Here is a 15251-nt window from a genome sequence, read left to right on the forward strand (position 1 = left end):
GCCTCCGGAAGGGATGCGGTCGGTCCAGCCCGGAACTCTCCCGTCCCGGGATGCCGTCCCCATCCTCGCACCTTCGCCTGAGAAGCGGCGCGGGCCCGAGGCCCCTGTCGGTACCACACCGGCGTGTTACGTACGTGGTACGCTCCCTCGGTGGGCAGCCGGTTCAGCTTCACCGACGAGGCACTGGGCAACCTGCGGGTCCACGACGTCACCCCCGGCGAGGTGTGGGAGGCGCTGCACAGCGCCCGACGAGTGATCCGCCACCTCGGTGACGACGTGATGGTCGTCTACGCCGCGGCACGGCGCGGGCGACGACTGGCCATCCTGCTGGCCGAGGCCGAGCAGAACGACAACGACTGGGACATCCTCTCCGCGCGGGACCTGACCGACATCGAGTCCAAGCGCTACGAGGAGGCGATCCAGGGGCGCCGAGGATGAGTCCGTCGGCCCGACCGGGCGGGCCCGGGGATCGCGCACCGGGAGACCGGATCGAGCACGGAGACGAGGAGGAGGCGGTGACGATGCACCGAGACGATGCCATCAAGCGGTTCGACGCCGGAGACGACCAGATCGCGGACCTGATCAACGACGCGCAGCCGGTCGAGCTGCCGACCCCGGACACCGACGTGCCGATGGTCAGCCGCTCCGTACGCCTGCCGCTGGACACCTACGAACGGGTCCGCTCGGCCGCCGAGGCGCGGGGCATCGGGGTGACCACCCTGATGCGGCAGTGGATCGAGGCCGGGCTGGCCGACCTGGACGACTCGGCGACGGTGTCGCTGGCCGACGTACGCCGGGCCCTGGCCGCGCTCGCCCACCCGACCGCGGCCTGAGCCCGACCGCCCGAACCGACCGTCTGAGCCCCACCGCCGGCGGTCGACGCCTCGGGACGACCGCCGGTCGGACCCGTGATCCCGGCAGTGGACAGGCCGGCCAGCAGCCGGCGCCGTTCAGAACGGCGACGGTGCCGGCGACCGCCAGCAGGGGCAGCCGACCTGTCGCCGGCACCACCGCTCCCAGCAGGACCAGACCGGCCACCCGAGGTGGGATGACCCGCCCGGACACCTGGAACTCGGGGCGGTTGGCCGGTGGCCGTGCGCGTGGCCGGGGCGAGGGCCGGATCAGCCTGCTGCGGCGGCCTTGGCGGCGGCCTTCATCTGCTGCTTGTGCTGGCGTACCTTGGCCAGCGACGTCTCGTCCACCACATCGGCGACCGAGTAGTAGGCACCGTCGACGCCGTAGTCGCCGGCCGCCTCGCGCCAGCCGGGCGGCTGCACACCGAAGCGCTTGCCGAGCAGGGCCAGGAAGATCTGCCCCTTCTGCTTGCCGAACCCGGGTAGCCCGGTGATCCGCTTCAGCAGCTCGCGGCCGCTCTCGGCCTCCGACCAGAGCCGGCTCGGGTCACCGTCGTACCGCTCGACGAGGGTCCGGCACACCTCCTGCACCCGGCCCGCCATCGCCTTGGGGAACCGGTGCAGGGCGGGGCGCTCGGCGAAGATCGCGGTCAGCGCGTCCGGGTCGAAGCCGGCCAGTTCCGCCGCGTCCGGCGGGTGGCCGAGCCGCTTGACCAACTCGTAGGGGCCGGCGAAGGCCTTCTCCATGCTGACCTGCTGGTCCAGCACCATGCCGATCAGCAGCGCGAGCGGGTCGCGCCGGAGCAGTTCGTTTGCTTCGGTGTCGATGGGCAGCGAGAGCGTCATACGGCTATCTTGCCTGCTCACCCCGGCACCGAAGGAACGCCCCCGAGCCGGCGGGCAGCACGGCGGCGGACGACGGTGGGTCCGCGTTCCGGAATCGACGCTAATCTAACCAGGTGGCCCGTCGGCGTCGGACACGCTGGTGTTCACTGCCGAGTGGGCCGTCGGTCCGGATCTTCCCGGGTGTCTCGGAGGGGCCATGGCTCTGATCCTGGTGACGACGCTGGGTGCGCTCGCCGCCGTACTGGCGGTCGGCGTACTGGTGATGCTCGGCAGAGGGGGCGACGGGCAGCGGCTGGTCCGCTGGTCCGGGCTGGTGATCACCGTACTGGTGGCGGTCATCCTCGCACCGCTCACCGTCGAGGACTCCGGCGCGGCGGCCTCCTTCCTGCTCGGCGTGCCGGTGCTCGCCGCCGCCCTGCCAGCGCTGGCCCAGCGGTTCTTCCCGCGCTTCGGCGGGTACCTCGATCTCGTCGCCGCGGTCGCGGTCGGCGGCTGGGGTCTGCTGCTGGCCCTCGGCGGCCTCGGGGTCGCGTTCCTGCCCTCGGCGCTGCTCTTCCTGGCCGGCGCGGCTCGGAGCCTGGTCCCCGGTCACCGGCCGCCGCCCGGCCCGGCGCCCAGTCACTGACCACCGGCATCCGCCTGGGCTGCGGTATGGTCCGAGTCGAGCGGCGCGGACCACCGGGACTTCTCGTCAGCCGGATCTCTCGTCAGCCGGGGACCTTGTCCAGGAAGCCGTAGATCGCCCGGATCCGCCCGTCGGCGGTGAGGTCCGCGACGTCGAAGCCGACCGCGACCGGTTCACCGCCGGTCGCCGGTACGAGTTGCCAGCCGAATCGGACGATGTCGTGATGCCCGTCCACCGCCCCGCTCGGCGCGAAGCGCAACCCCGGGAACATCTCCCGGGCGCCGCCGATCAACGCGTGGATTCCGTCATGTCCGCTGACGTCGGCGAGTGGATCGGTGTAGGTGGCGTCCTCGGCGAAGAGAGCGGCGATTCCGGCCGAGCGGGCGGCGGTGTCCGGCTCGTTCCACAGGCCGAGGTACCGGTCGACGAGCCCCTTGAAGTCGGTCATGCGAGTGTCCTTCCTGGACAGCGGTGCAGGTGGCGCCGGCGGCGGGGGTGGAATTCGCGCCGCCGACGCCGTCGAACCTGCCACCGCACCCGGAGGCTGTCGATTACCTCCGAGGTCAACAACGCAGCGCACCGACGAGTCGGGTCTAGCAGTACCGGTACACGTGGGTGGCCCAGTTCCGGTACGGCGCGACGTCGCCGAGGGCCCGCGCGGCGGCACCGACCGAGAAGAGGCGACTGCCGCTGTAGAGGAACGCCACCGACCCGCTGCTGAGGTTGTAGTGCGCGGATTCGACGCGGTACTGCCAGCCCCAGGTCGCCAGGTTCTGTCCGCCGCAGTCGGAGAGCCTGCCCCGGGGGTAGCCGTAGCTGGTGCGGTCGTAGAAGCAGTACCAGTCCCGCGGGCAGTCGGCGACCGCGGCGCGGGTGTGTGCGGGGCGGGTCAGGGTGACGACGAACCGGCCGCCGTCGTAACCGATCTCGTTGTCGTTGAGGACCACGCCACCGGGATGCGTGGCGAGATAGTCCGAGATCGTCTTCGGGACATCGGCCGGCCGCGCCGACGAACTCGCGGCCGGGGTCGCGGGAATTGCGACGACGGCCGCACCGACCAGACTGAGCAGGATGGCTGAGCAGCGTCTGAGAATTGGTGTCATGGATGGCCTCACGGGGGTGAATGCATGACAGAAAAACGCCGGCGATGCGGTCACCCGGAGGGCGTCGAGGAGACGATGATCAAGTAGCCGTACCAACACTCTCCGCTGTCACCGCTGCTCCCAGAGTAGGAACGAGGCGCGCGTGATCGCCACTCGTACCAAGCAAATGACGTGAGTGAATCGCTGTCGGAGATCGGCGGATGGCGCGGGCCTTCTAGACTGTCCGCCGATCCGTGGGGTCCGCCGGCCGGTCGCGGCTGTTCACGGCGATATCGTCCCGATCGGGTACGCGAATATCCCGTGAATCAGCGGCGCCCCGGTCACTCGTGACGTGAAATTGACAGCGTGCCGCGAATTCGGTGCCTTACGGCTCAACCACGGCGATTGGTGCGCGACCGTTCGAGGAAGAGCGTGTAGTCGCTCGTGGCACCGTAGGCCGGATCCGGCCCGCCGGGACCGGGCAGCCTGCTCGTCTCCTGGCTGAGCAGCTCACCGGTCGTCGTACTGAACATCAGGGTGACCCGTTCCCGGACCGGGCCGCTCGCGACGACGTCGGCGCTGATCGCGATGCCGTCGCGACCGGCCTGGTCCTGCATCGCGCCCCGGTAGCTCAGGCCCTCCGTCTCGGCGAGCACCGTCAGGACGGCGGCCCGCTGTTGCCGGTCGAGCGGGTGGAACATGTTGACACTGGCCACGGCACGCAGCCGGCCGACCGGCCCGGCGTGCGGCTGCTCCGCGTCGAGCTGTCCGGCCAGGATCGTCGGGTCCACCGAGGGATACCTGACGACGATCGTCATCCCACCGGGCGGCGACGGATCCGAGGTGCGTACCTCGGCACCCCGGTCCGTCCGGATCACGATTCGTAGTCCGGAGAGGTCCTCGGCCCACCACAGCCGCTCCTCCTCGACGGTCAGCGCCCCGTCCCGCCCGGCCGGCGTCGTCTCCCGGGACCAGAACTGGATCCGGGTGTACGCGTACCGGCCGGTCGCCGGGGCGTCCGAGCCCTGCCGGACCAGGTCGGCGAGGTGGTGCAGCCGGTGACGCACGCTCGTCTCCGGAAGTACGGGTGCGCCGGACCCGACCGGTGGACTCGACGGCGTGGTGGGGGCGGCCGGAGTCTCCCGGTCGCCACCCCGGACGGCCAGCAGCACTCCGCCGGCACCCGCGAGGGCCACCCCGGCGGCCCCGGCCACCGCCCCCAACACCCTGCGGCGAGTCCAGACGATGCCCGCCCACCGGGGCGGAACCGGCGACGGCGAAACCGGGGACGGCGCGGGCGCCGAGGGTACGGGCGCGGGGATCGAGGGCACGGGCTCGGGCCTTCGAGGCGCGGGAATCGCCGGTGCCGTCGTCTCCGGCAGCAGGCGCACGCGAGGTGGGCTCGCCGGCAGCGGCGATCCGATCTCGGCGAGCAGGTGGTCCTTGCGGCGGAGTTCGTGGATCCGGGCAAGGTGCTTCCGCCAGTACCGGACGTCGCCGTCGATCCCGCCACAGGCGAAGACGACGTGGTCCAGTACCGGCTCGGTCGGCGGGCGAGCCCGGTCGACGAACTCCGCGACCATCTCCGGCTCGGGTACCGGCCGCACCGTCCACTTCTTCCGGTCCTTCTTCGTCTCCCCGATGACGCTCCCGGCAGCCTCGACCAACCGCCTGGCCAGCACGGCGGTGTCCAACCGCCCGTCGACGGTCAGTCCCTGCCCGGCCGCGAGCGCGAGCAGGGCATCCACCAGGTCGTCCTCGGTCTCGCAGTTCGCCAGGTCCGGTCGGAACGCCGCGGCGGCCGCAGCCGTCTCTTCCCAGATCCGGAGTACGTCGTGGTAGGTCTCGCCGCCCGTGACGTCACAGCCCCGGAGGAACGCCTCCACACACTCCCAGGTCGGCATCACCTGACCGTTCTTCGCCCGGGAGAGGTTGGCGGTGCTGCTGCTGGGGCCGAGCCTCATCCGTTCGAGCGGCGGCCTGCCGGCCTGCTCGTAAACCCGGCGGAGCGCCCGCGCGAGCCGGGCCACCGGCCCGAAGCCCAGCACCGGGTTACCCGGCCGTCCGGTCCGCGTCCCGTCGGTACGGCGTCGGCCGTCCCCACCCTTCCCGGTCCCGTCCGCACCGCTCGCGGTCGCCGGCTGACCGACCCGCCCGAGCGGATCGAGCCGTCCCGACTGCCGAGGCGGGCCGGGGGTTCCCGGCTGCCCGAGCGGGCCGGGGCGCCCGATCGGTCCGGGCTCGACACCGGGCTCGGTGGACTGCTGGCGACGATGCCAGTCACTGTCTTGCACGCTCTCGTGGCCTTTCGAGGGGCGGGTAACGCGTCGCGGCGCGATGCGTCACCCGCCGGGTCCAGCGGTTCCAGACCATCGTCGGAGATCATTTCCCGCCCGGACCGGTTGCAGCCGGCCCGATGATCTCGAACGACAATTCGGATCATCCCATCGCGGCGCCGCCGAAGCTAGTCCAGAAAAAACAAAACTTCGGCCGCGATCCAACCATAAATCGGTCGATCGCTATGTGTTGTGACAACAATCGCTTCAGCAAGAGAGTTGCCCAGTCAATCCGAGAATGCTTCACCTGCGTCCGCCGTACGAGTGGCGGCATCCACCAACCGAGGCCGAAGTGGACTGTCGCCACCCGGCTACCTAGGGTAAGGTTTCTACGAATCGTGACCGAGTGATCACAGATTCCCGATCCGGCCTTCCATGGGTCCAGCGGAGTCGGGCGGGGGTCTTCCGTTGCAGCGGAAGGCCCCCATTCACCATCGACTCCCGGCGTCGCCCCGTCCCGGAAAACCGCAGCTCACTGCCCTGAGGCGGCACCCACTCCGATCATGATCGCCACCTTCAGCAGCCGGCCTAGCCAGCCGTCGCGCCCCTCCCCCGACGCCGGTGCCGTGACCCGGCGGACCACCGCGACAGCCACTCCACAGAGCACGACGATGACGGCCAGGGCAGGCCACAGCGGTACCCCGATCCACAGCAGCAGGAGCAGGCAACCCATCAACATCGCGAGCACGGCGACGAGCAGTACGGCCGCAATCGCGGCGCCGGCAACGAGACGACCCCGTTCCGACGATTTCCCCCCAGACCCGGAATCCGGGTCTCCTTTCTTTGCAGGCATCTCGGCCTTCCTCAGTTGCGCCGACGGCGACACCCTTAACGTGCACGCCGACCGGAGGTCCGATAGTCGCGACGAGAGCAGGATCTGCCGGGCGGTCTGCAGCCCGCCCGCTGATCTCGTCGATTGGAGGGATCATGTGCAAGCGAACAGGATTCGTCAAGACGCGAAATGAGTCCATTCTTGTTCCGATTCACGGAAGGAGAATTTTCCGTGCCGCGAACAGGAATCACGCTCCGGCACGGAGGCGGGAAGGATGGACGAAAAAAGGCGGTACGCTGCTGGTTCGTACGGCGGGAAAACCTCGGTGAGGCCGGAAGAACTGTCAGCGGGTGGTCGGATCAACCACCGGCGCAGCGCCGGTGCAAACGTGTCGGGTCGGGGCTGCGAAAGAACCGCGCCACCCCGACCCGGCAGGTGCCCGCCGCTGCCGCCACCGTAACCCCGCCGGCGCAGCGAGCAGCGTCGACGGTGCGGGTGCCGGGAGCGGCGGCGGAGTGGGCGGGCCGCTGAGGATCGTCGATGTTGCCGGGGTGGGGCGCGGCGTGCTGGAATGACTCATATCGCCGCAGTGCGGGGGCAACCGCACTGGGAACGGCCAGCACGGGAGCCCCGCAATGCCGGCAGCGCGCCGACCCGACGCCGCCTCCGCGCTGCACCCGGACCGCAGCACACCCGGGGCGCTGTCGCATCGGATCCGCCGCGCACCAGATCCACGGCGCACTCGGATCCGCGGCGCACTCGGATCCACGCCGCACCAGGATCCGCGCCGCATTCGCCGGGCCACTCAGCACCAACGACGGGACGGACACACCCACCCCACCTCGGGTCGGCGCGTCCGACGAGATCTGCCAACGCACCAGACCGGCGACGAGATGAGAATCGATCATGAATACCCGGAACAGTTTCGCGGGGTGGTACCGCAACCGCTTCGTGTGGGTGGCGGTCATCCTGCTGGCGGTGTCGGCCGGCACGGTCATACTGATCAACACCGCCGGCTCGGAGGCCAGGCCACCGGATCTGCGGGGGCAGATCATGACCCGGCTGAGGACCACACTGGAGTCGGCCGACCCGGCGCAACACCAGCACGCGGGACACAACGTGCAACAGGCGACCGCCGAGAAGGACGGCAAGAAGCCGGCGGTCATCTGCGGCGTCCGGGTCTACGGCTTCGAACCGAGCGAGGTGACCACGCTCGCCGAGGTGAAGACGGTCTACGGCTTCCACCTCTGCGGAGTCGCCGAGCAGAACCGCCCCTGGGACTGGGCGGTCAAGCTGGCCGGCCCGGTGATCGTGGACATGACCACCGAACCGCCCGGCATCCAGGTGGTCGAGGCGACCGCCGACGTCCGGTTCATCGACCGGCTCCGGGAGATGTTCCCGGACAAGTACGAGGAACTGGCGGAGAAGGAGGCACTGGACGAGTCCGAGATGGCCGACCTGCGCCGCCGGTACGACGAGGCGGCCGGGCTCTGACCGCCCGGGACGGCCGGCGGCGAGGTCGTACCCGATCCCGTCCGGCCGCCGGGGCCTACCCCGCTCGGTAGACTTCCGGTTCGTCGGGTTTCGGGGTGGACCCGGCGTACCCGAGTGGAGGTCGACCCGTGACGACACCGCAGCGACCCCCGCTGGCCGAGCGGCTCGACCTGGCACCGCACCCCGAAGGCGGCTGGTTCCGCGAGACCTGGCGCTCGACGCACGCCTTCACCCCCGACGGGTACGCCGGGCCGCGTGCCGCCGCGACCGCGATCTACTTTCTGCTGCAACCCGGGGAGCGGTCCCGCTGGCATGTCGTCCGCTCGGACGAGTTGTGGCTCTGGCACTCGGGGGGCCCGCTGCGGCTGCGGCTCGGCGGCGCGGCCGAGGTGCCGGCGGAGGAACCGACCGAGGCCCGGCTCGGCCCGGACGTGACCGCCGGTGAGCAGCCACAGCTGCTGATCCCCGGCGGCGTCTGGCAGTCGGCCGAGCCGGCGGGCGACCAGCCGGTCCTGGTGAGTTGCGTGGTGGCGCCCGGCTTCGATTTCGCCGACTTCCAGTTGGCCTGAGCCGGGCCCGACAGCCCCGGGGCCGGGTGGACATGCGGGACCATTCCGTCGCGCACGTATCGATAGACACCTATTGATTGAGCCGGCCATCCGTGCTGCAATGGTTCATATCGCCGCAGTACGGGGGCAACCGTGCTGCGTGTGTGGGATCCGGGTCAGATGTGCCAGTAGCCGGTGACCGGGCGCGACGGACGGACACCACCACCACGCCCGCACGCCCCGCCGGAATCCACCCGACCGCGCCGCCCGACGACATCCCTGGGCAGCGGGTCGAACAGAAGGGATCCACTCGTGAAACTCATGCGCAGACTGACGGTCGTCGGGGTCTCCGCCGTACTGACCGCCGGCCTCCTGACGGTGATCTCGCCGACCCCGGCCAACGCACACGGCGCGCTGATGGTTCCGGCGAGCCGGACGTACGCCTGCTACCGGGACGGCCTGACCCCGCAGGGCAACATCGTGAACAAGAACCCGGGCTGTGTCGCCGCGGCCAACATCAGCGGCGTTTCCCCGCTCTACAACTGGTTCAGCGTGCTCCGCTCGGACGGCGCCGGCCGGACCCGGGGCTTCATCCCGGACGGCCAGCTGTGCAGCGGCGGCAACTCCACCTTCCGGGGTTGGGACCTGGCTCGGAACGACTTCCCGAAGGCCCAGGTCAGCTCGGGCGCGAGCATCGAGTTCCGGTACAGCAACTGGGCCGCGCACCCCGGCCGCTTCGACCTGTACGTCACCCGGAACGGTTGGAGCCCCACCCGCGCGCTGGCCTGGAGCGACCTGGAGGCGACCCCGTTCTCCTCGGTCACCAACCCGCCGCAGCGGGGCAACGTGGGCAGCAACGACGGCCACTACTACTGGACCGGTCGACTGCCGTCCGGCAAGAGCGGCCACCACATCATCTACTCGGTCTGGACCCGTTCCGACAGCACGGAGACCTTCTACGGCTGCTCGGACGTGACGTTCTGACCCACTGAGCCACGGCCTCCGCACCGCGAGCACGTCGCCCGGCCCGCCCCCGCGCGGCGAACCGTGACGCTCTCGACGGGATGCCACCACCGGCCCGATCCGGCGATGGCATCCCGTCGAGAACGGCTTTTCCCGGCCCGTCCCGCCGGGTTGAACACCTCGGGCCCGCACCGTGTCAGGGCTTCCCGCCGATGTCTCATTGGCACCGACCCGGCACCCTTGTCACATGACGACCGCACCCGCGCCCGGCACCGCCTACCACCGGCTGGCCCGTACCGACCGGCACCGCTGGTGGCGCCCGCTGCTCGGGACCCTGCTGATCCTCGGCGGCACCTTCGTGGTGCTCTGCCTGCTGGTCGGGGTCGGCACCGCGATCGCCGCCGTCGCCGGGCGCCCGACCGGCCCGGACGGCCTGCCGGCGCTGGGCGCACTGGGTGATCTCGTACTGCTACTGACCGCCATCGCCGCCGCGCTGCCCTTCGTCCTGCTCGCGGCGCGCTGGGTGCAGGCCCGTCCGGCCGGTACGGTCTCCTCGGTACTCGGCCGGCTGCGCTGGCGCTGGCTCGGTTGGTGTGCGCTGATCGCCCTACCGGCGGTGCTGCTGTTGCTCGGTGGCAGCTTCGGCCTGCTCGCCCTGACCGGCAGCGCCGACGGCGACGAGGCGGTCGGCACCGGCTGGCCGGGCTGGGCCGGCTTCCTCGGCGCACTGGTCCTGCTGCTCCTGCTGGTGCCGGTGCAGGCCGCAGCCGAGGAGTACGTCTTCCGGGGCTGGCTGGTGCAGCTCGTCGGGACGTTCCTCCGGACGCCGTGGCCGGCGATCGCCCTGCAGGCCGTACTCTTCGCGCTGGCCCACGGCTGGGGCACCCGGTGGGGCTTCGCCGACCTGGTGATCATGGGCGGCGTACTCGGCTGGCTGACTGTCCGTACCGGTGGCCTGGAGGCCGCGGTCGCGCTGCACGTGGTGAACAACCTCGTCTCGTTCGTCGGCGCGGCCGCGCTGGGCCAACTCGGCAGCGACGAGACCGCCGCCGACGCTCCGTGGGAGATGTTCGCGGTCAGCCTGCTGGTGAACGCCGGCTACGCCGTCGCGGTGCTCCGGCTGGCCCGCCGCCGCCGGCTGCCGACCGTCTCGTCCGAGTGGCCGGTCCGGCCACCCGGCCACCCGGCCCCCGTCCCCGGACACCCGTTCCCCGTCCCCGGACACCCGGCCGCCGTCCCCGGACACCCGTTCCCTGCCCCCGGCTACCCGGCCCCCGTCTCCGGCTACCCCGCCCCCGTCCCCGTCCCCGGGCATCCACTCGTCCCACCCGGCTATCCGGCCCCCGTCCCGGAACATCCACTCCTCAGGCCGGCGCAACCGCTCCCCGGGGCCGGGCAGCCCTTCCCCGGGACCGACCAGGACAGCCGGCAGAACGGCCAGCACGACCGGGGCGGGCAGCACGGACATCAGGCGCCGACCGCCCCGACACAGGGGCCGCGAGCTGGTCAGACGCCGATCGGACCGACCGACTGACCGGCGACGTGCCGACCCGTTACACCCGACGGGTGGTTCCGGGCCGCCAACTGCGGGGGTTGCGGGTCGGCCCGGTCCGGGCGACGGGCAGGATGGACGCCGTGGACGGGAACGAGATGCTGCTGTCCCCGGCTGGGGTGGACCAGCTCCGGACGGCACTGACCAGCGCGGGCTACACCTCGAGCGGCATCGCCGACCGGCTCGGCCCGGCCGCGACGAGTGGACTGGCCCGCAACGACTACCGGGCGGCGCTGCGCAGCACCGAGGACCGCGACCCGCTCGCCACCCTGATCCGGCTCTTCGTCTGCGCCCAGACCGAGCCGGAGGCGGCCGTGCGGGCGGCCCTCGCCCCGCTGCCGCTCGCCGAGGCGCTCGCCGGAGGGCTGCTCGAACGGGTCGGTGACGGGCTCCGCCAGGGCGTCGACCTGGAGCCGTACGGGGACACCTGGTGGGTCATCTCCGACGTGCCGGCCAGCGCCCGTCCCGGCCAGCCGCTCGCCGCCGACCACGTACTCGGGATCGGCGGGGCGACCACCACGCTGGTCGGGGCGACCATCCGGCGCCCGGTCGGCAGCGCCCTCGACCTCGGCACCGGAAGCGGCGTGCAGGCCCTGCACCTGGCCGAGCACGCCCGCTCGGTGACCGCCACCGACGTCTCCGAGCGGTCTCTGCGGTTCGCCGCGACCACCGCCGCGCTGAACGGACGCCACTGGGAGCTGCTCAAGGGCGACCTGGTCGGCCCGGTGGCCGGTCGCCGCTTCGACCTGGTGGTGAGCAACCCGCCGTTCGTGGTCGGCCCAGGCACCACCACGCACAGTTACCGCGACTCGGGCCGGATCGGTGACGGGATCGCCGCCGAACTCGCCGCCGCCGCGCCGGACCTGCTCACCGAGGGCGGCACCATGCAGTACCTGGCCAACTGGCTGCACGTGGCCGGCGAGGACTGGGGTGAGCGGGTGGCCGGCTGGTTCGCCGGTACCGGCCTGGACGCCTGGGTGATCCAGCGCGAGGTCGCCGACCCGATGACGTACGTCGACCTGTGGCTCTCCGACGCCGGCGAGGCGGCCGACCCGCACCGGGTGGCCGCCTGGCTGGACTGGTTCGACGCGCAGAAGGTGGAGGCGATCGGCTTCGGCGTGGTGAACCTGCGCCGGGGTGGCAACACCGATCCGGTGGTACGGGTCGAGGACCTGCGGCAGGCCGTACAGCCGCCGATGGGCGAGCAGATCGCGGCCTGGTTCGACCGGCAGGACTGGCTGCGCGGCCGGGACGACGAGGCGCTGCTGGGAACCAGGTTCCGGGCGGTCGACGGACTGAAGCTGCACCAGGAGGCGTCGATGGGCGACGACGGCTGGGCGGTGGACCGGCAGGTGCTCGTCCAGTCGCACGGGCTGCGCTGGACCGAGGAGGTGGACCCGCTGGTGCTGGCCCTGGTCGGCGGGGCCAACGGCCAGGTGCCGCTGCGCGAGCAGCTCGCGGTGCTGGCGCTGGCGCACGACGTACCCCCGGCGGATCTTGCCGAGGCGGCCGCGCCGATCATCGCGCACCTGGTGGAGCGCGGCGTCCTGGCGCCCGTGGCAGACTGACCGCCGTGCGTGCGGTGGTGCAGACGGTCAGCCAGGCCAGTGTGACGGTGGACGGCGAGGTGGTCGGGGCGATCTCCGACGGGCTGCTGGTGCTGCTCGGGGTGACCCACGCCGACACCTCGGCCACCGCGGAGACGATGGCCCGGAAGGTGCACGAGCTGCGCATCCTGGACGACGAGCGGTCGGCCGCCGACGTCGGGGCGCCGCTGCTGGTGGTCAGCCAGTTCACCCTCTACGGCGACGCCCGGAAGGGCCGCCGGCCCAGTTGGGGCGCGGCGGCCCCGGCCGAGGTGGCCGAACCGCTGGTCACCGCGTTCGTCGAGGCGCTGCGGCTGCGGGGTGCCAAGGTCTCCACCGGCCGGTTCCGGGCGCAGATGCTGGTCGAGAGCGTCAACGTCGGTCCGCGCACGGTGCTGCTGGAGCTGTAGGTGCCGGCCTGCGCCGCGCCAACCAGGTGGACGGCCGCAGGATGGTTCAGAAGAAGAGGCCGCGCTTCTGCATCGACTGCCGGAGCCAGCCGTCGAGCTGCCGGACCCAGTCGGTCCGGTCCACCGAGGCGTGGTCGACGGTGAACCGGCCGAACGCGTCCCGGCCCTCGGTGAAGAGGCCACCCCGCTTGTCGATCTCCAGCACGATCTGCAACTGCTGCGGCGTGGCCACGAAGGTCAGCTCAAGCTGGTTGATCGCGCGGGCGTACTGCGGACCGGGGTAGAACTCGATCTCCTGGTAGAACGGCAGGCTCTGCCGTACGCCGTAGATGTGACCGCGCTCGACGTCGGCCCGGCTGAACCGGAAACCGAGCTGGACCAGGGCGTCGATGACCCGCTCCTGTGCCGGCAGCGGATGCACCGCGACCGGGTCGAGGTCACCCTTGTCCACCGCGCGGGCCACCTCCAGCTCGGTACGCAGCCCCATCGTCATCCCGTGCAGGTGGTGGCCGCCGATCTCGGTCAGTGGCGTCTCCCACGGCACCTCGAAGCGGAACGGGACGTCGTGGCGCTGACCGCTCTCCAACCGGAACGGGCCGGTCACCCGCTGCCGCTGGAACTCCTGGGTGGTGTTGTACTCACTGTCACCGCTCTCCACCTCGACCCGGGTCACCAGACCGAGCGAGACGTACTCGACGTCCACCGGATGGTCGCCGCCCGCGACGTGGACCTGGCCCTCGAGATAACCGCCTGGCCGGCAGTTCGGGTTGGTCAGCACCGTCTCGACCGACGGACCACCCACACCCATCGCCTGCATCAACCGCTTGAAGACCACCACGTCCTCCATCCGTCGTCGATCTCGATCCCGTCTCGCACGGTAACCGTCACTGGCAAGTACCGCCCGGGGCACGTGCCGGAGCGACCCGGGGCCGGAGGACGACGATCAATGGGATCAAGGCCGGGAAACCGGGACGAACCAGCCCGCTGTGCACTCCCGGTTTCATGCCAACCCGACGCTCTCCTCACCTCGGCTTCACGCCCCACCGGCCAAGCTATGTGTCACCAGCGCGGTTGTCCGCTGGGACGCGCCACATTGTCGAAGCGGGGAGGCGACAGATGATGGTCCTGCAGCACAACGAGAGCCACACTCACCCGGCCAGCGCGGCCGGCGTCAACACCGAGCCGACCGGGGACGGCGGGCAGGTCATGGTCGACCTCGACGCCACCGACGAGCGCGGCGCCTCGGCCGACCTGGTCCGGGCCTACCTCAACGGCATCGGCCGGACCAAGCTGCTCACCGCCGTCCAGGAGGTCGAGCTGGCCCGGCGGATCGAGGCGGGGCTCTACGCCGAGGAGAAGCTGAGCACCGACACCCGGGGCGCGCTGCCGGCGGAGCTGCGGGCGGACCTGGAGATCATCGCCGCCCAGGGGCGGGCCGCGAAGAACCACCTGCTGGAGGCGAACCTGCGGCTGGTGGTCAGCATCGCGAAGCGGTACACGGGGCGGGGCATGGCGTTCCTGGACCTGATCCAGGAGGGCAACCTCGGCCTGATCCGCGCCGTCGAGAAGTTCGACTACACCAAGGGCTACAAGTTCTCCACCTACGCCACCTGGTGGATCCGACAGGCCATCACCCGGGCCATGGCCGACCAGGCCCGCACCATCCGCATCCCGGTGCACATGGTCGAGCAGGTCAACCGGATGGTCCGGACCCGCCGGGACCTCGCCACCCAGCTCGGCCGCGAGCCCACCGTGGCCGAGGTCGCCGCCGCGCTGGGCGTACCGGAGTTCCAGATCATCGAACTCATCTCGTACGACCGGGAGCCGGTCAGTCTCGACCAGGCCGTCGGCGAGGACGGTGAGAGCGCCCTCGGTGACTTCGTCGCCGCCGTCGACCCCCGCGAGGAGCCCGGCGACGCCGTCTCGGCGGGCCAGCTCCGCAACGAGGTGGAGATCGTCCTCGCCACCCTCTCGCAGCGCGAGCAGGCGGTGATCCGGCTGCGCTTCGGCCTGGACGACGGGCGGCAGCGCACCCTCGACGAGGTGGGCCGGGAGTTCGGCCTCTCCCGGGAGCGGATCCGCCAGATCGAGAAGGTCACCCTGCTGAAGCTGCGTGACCCGTCCCGGGCGGACCGCCTGGAGGCGTACGCGAGCTGAGCCGTACGCGCGGGAGCCCCCGCCAC

The 15251-nt window shown here is 71.4% G+C and carries 15 protein-coding genes and 1 pseudogene; 10 read left to right on the forward strand and 6 right to left on the reverse strand.

Annotated features, from left to right (window positions below):
* The first annotated feature begins 150 nt into the window (after positions 1-150).
* Positions 151-438 carry a hypothetical protein gene (locus V1634_RS06905; RefSeq protein WP_331206902.1) on the forward strand — a complete coding sequence of 96 codons (288 nt, stop codon included), beginning with the start codon at positions 151-153 and terminating at the stop codon, positions 436-438.
* Between the two features lie 83 nt (positions 439-521).
* Positions 522-833 carry a hypothetical protein gene (locus tag V1634_RS06910; RefSeq protein ID WP_101371988.1) on the forward strand — a complete coding sequence of 104 codons (312 nt, stop codon included), beginning with the start codon at positions 522-524 and terminating at the stop codon, positions 831-833.
* Positions 834-1121: 288 nt separating this feature from the next.
* Here the strand turns inward: V1634_RS06910 and V1634_RS06915 are convergent, their stop codons facing one another.
* Positions 1122-1700, reverse strand: coding sequence for an HhH-GPD-type base excision DNA repair protein (locus V1634_RS06915; protein ID WP_331206903.1), 579 nt, complete (start codon positions 1698-1700; stop codon positions 1122-1124).
* A 196-nt stretch (positions 1701-1896) separates the two neighbouring features.
* Between V1634_RS06915 and V1634_RS06920 the strand changes: the two genes are divergently transcribed.
* Positions 1897-2325, forward strand: coding sequence for a hypothetical protein (locus V1634_RS06920; RefSeq protein WP_331206904.1), 429 nt, complete (start codon positions 1897-1899; stop codon positions 2323-2325).
* An 82-nt stretch (positions 2326-2407) separates the two neighbouring features.
* On the opposite strand, the gene V1634_RS06925 is transcribed toward V1634_RS06920, so the two are convergent.
* From V1634_RS06925 to V1634_RS06940, 4 genes are all read right to left on the reverse strand, one after another.
* On the reverse strand, positions 2408-2773 hold the full coding sequence (locus tag V1634_RS06925; RefSeq protein WP_331206905.1) for a nuclear transport factor 2 family protein: 366 nt from the start codon (positions 2771-2773) through the stop codon (positions 2408-2410).
* A 145-nt stretch (positions 2774-2918) separates the two neighbouring features.
* Complete coding sequence (locus tag V1634_RS06930; protein WP_331206906.1) at positions 2919-3428, reverse strand: hypothetical protein; 510 nt, start codon at positions 3426-3428, stop codon at positions 2919-2921.
* A 371-nt stretch (positions 3429-3799) separates the two neighbouring features.
* Positions 3800-5455, reverse strand: a complete 1656-nt coding sequence (locus V1634_RS06935) for a hypothetical protein (protein WP_331206907.1) — start codon at positions 5453-5455, stop codon at positions 3800-3802.
* Positions 5456-6215: 760 nt separating this feature from the next.
* Entirely contained in the window at positions 6216-6431 is a 216-nt protein-coding gene (locus V1634_RS06940; RefSeq protein WP_331206908.1) for a hypothetical protein, read from the reverse strand.
* A 990-nt stretch (positions 6432-7421) separates the two neighbouring features.
* Here V1634_RS06940 and V1634_RS06945 point away from each other — a divergent pair.
* The 6 genes and pseudogenes from V1634_RS06945 to dtd all read left to right on the forward strand — a co-directional run bounded on the left by V1634_RS06945 (position 7422) and on the right by dtd (position 13068).
* The gene (locus V1634_RS06945; protein WP_331206909.1) at positions 7422-8009 is read left to right on the forward strand and encodes a hypothetical protein; all 588 of its coding nucleotides are present in this window, start codon (positions 7422-7424) and stop codon (positions 8007-8009) included.
* A gap of 128 nt (positions 8010-8137) precedes the next feature.
* Positions 8138-8578 carry a cupin domain-containing protein gene (locus V1634_RS06950; protein WP_331206910.1) on the forward strand — a complete coding sequence of 147 codons (441 nt, stop codon included), beginning with the start codon at positions 8138-8140 and terminating at the stop codon, positions 8576-8578.
* Positions 8579-8878: 300 nt separating this feature from the next.
* A pseudogene (locus V1634_RS06955) lies at positions 8879-9538 on the forward strand (lytic polysaccharide monooxygenase auxiliary activity family 9 protein); the annotation flags it as partial.
* Positions 9539-9767: 229 nt separating this feature from the next.
* A complete protein-coding gene (locus tag V1634_RS06960; protein WP_331206911.1) occupies positions 9768-11054 on the forward strand; it encodes a CPBP family glutamic-type intramembrane protease in 1287 nt (428 codons plus the stop codon).
* Positions 11055-11155: 101 nt separating this feature from the next.
* On the forward strand, positions 11156-12640 hold the full coding sequence (locus V1634_RS06965; protein WP_331206912.1) for a DUF7782 domain-containing protein: 1485 nt from the start codon (positions 11156-11158) through the stop codon (positions 12638-12640).
* Between the two features lie 5 nt (positions 12641-12645).
* Positions 12646-13068, forward strand: coding sequence for a D-aminoacyl-tRNA deacylase (gene dtd / locus V1634_RS06970; RefSeq protein WP_331206914.1), 423 nt, complete (start codon positions 12646-12648; stop codon positions 13066-13068).
* 46 nt (positions 13069-13114) lie between these two features.
* On the opposite strand, the gene V1634_RS06975 is transcribed toward dtd, so the two are convergent.
* Complete coding sequence (locus tag V1634_RS06975) at positions 13115-13903, reverse strand: sporulation protein (RefSeq protein ID WP_331207351.1); 789 nt, start codon at positions 13901-13903, stop codon at positions 13115-13117.
* 371 nt (positions 13904-14274) lie between these two features.
* On the opposite strand from V1634_RS06975, the gene sigB reads away from it, so the two are divergent.
* Positions 14275-15225, forward strand: coding sequence for an RNA polymerase sigma factor SigB (sigB, locus tag V1634_RS06980; protein ID WP_331207352.1), 951 nt, complete (start codon positions 14275-14277; stop codon positions 15223-15225).
* Positions 15226-15251: the final 26 nt, after the last annotated feature.

Origin of the sequence: Plantactinospora veratri (genome assembly GCF_036421995.1) — a bacterium.
Taxonomy (GTDB): Bacteria; Actinomycetota; Actinomycetes; order Mycobacteriales; family Micromonosporaceae; genus Plantactinospora; species Plantactinospora veratri.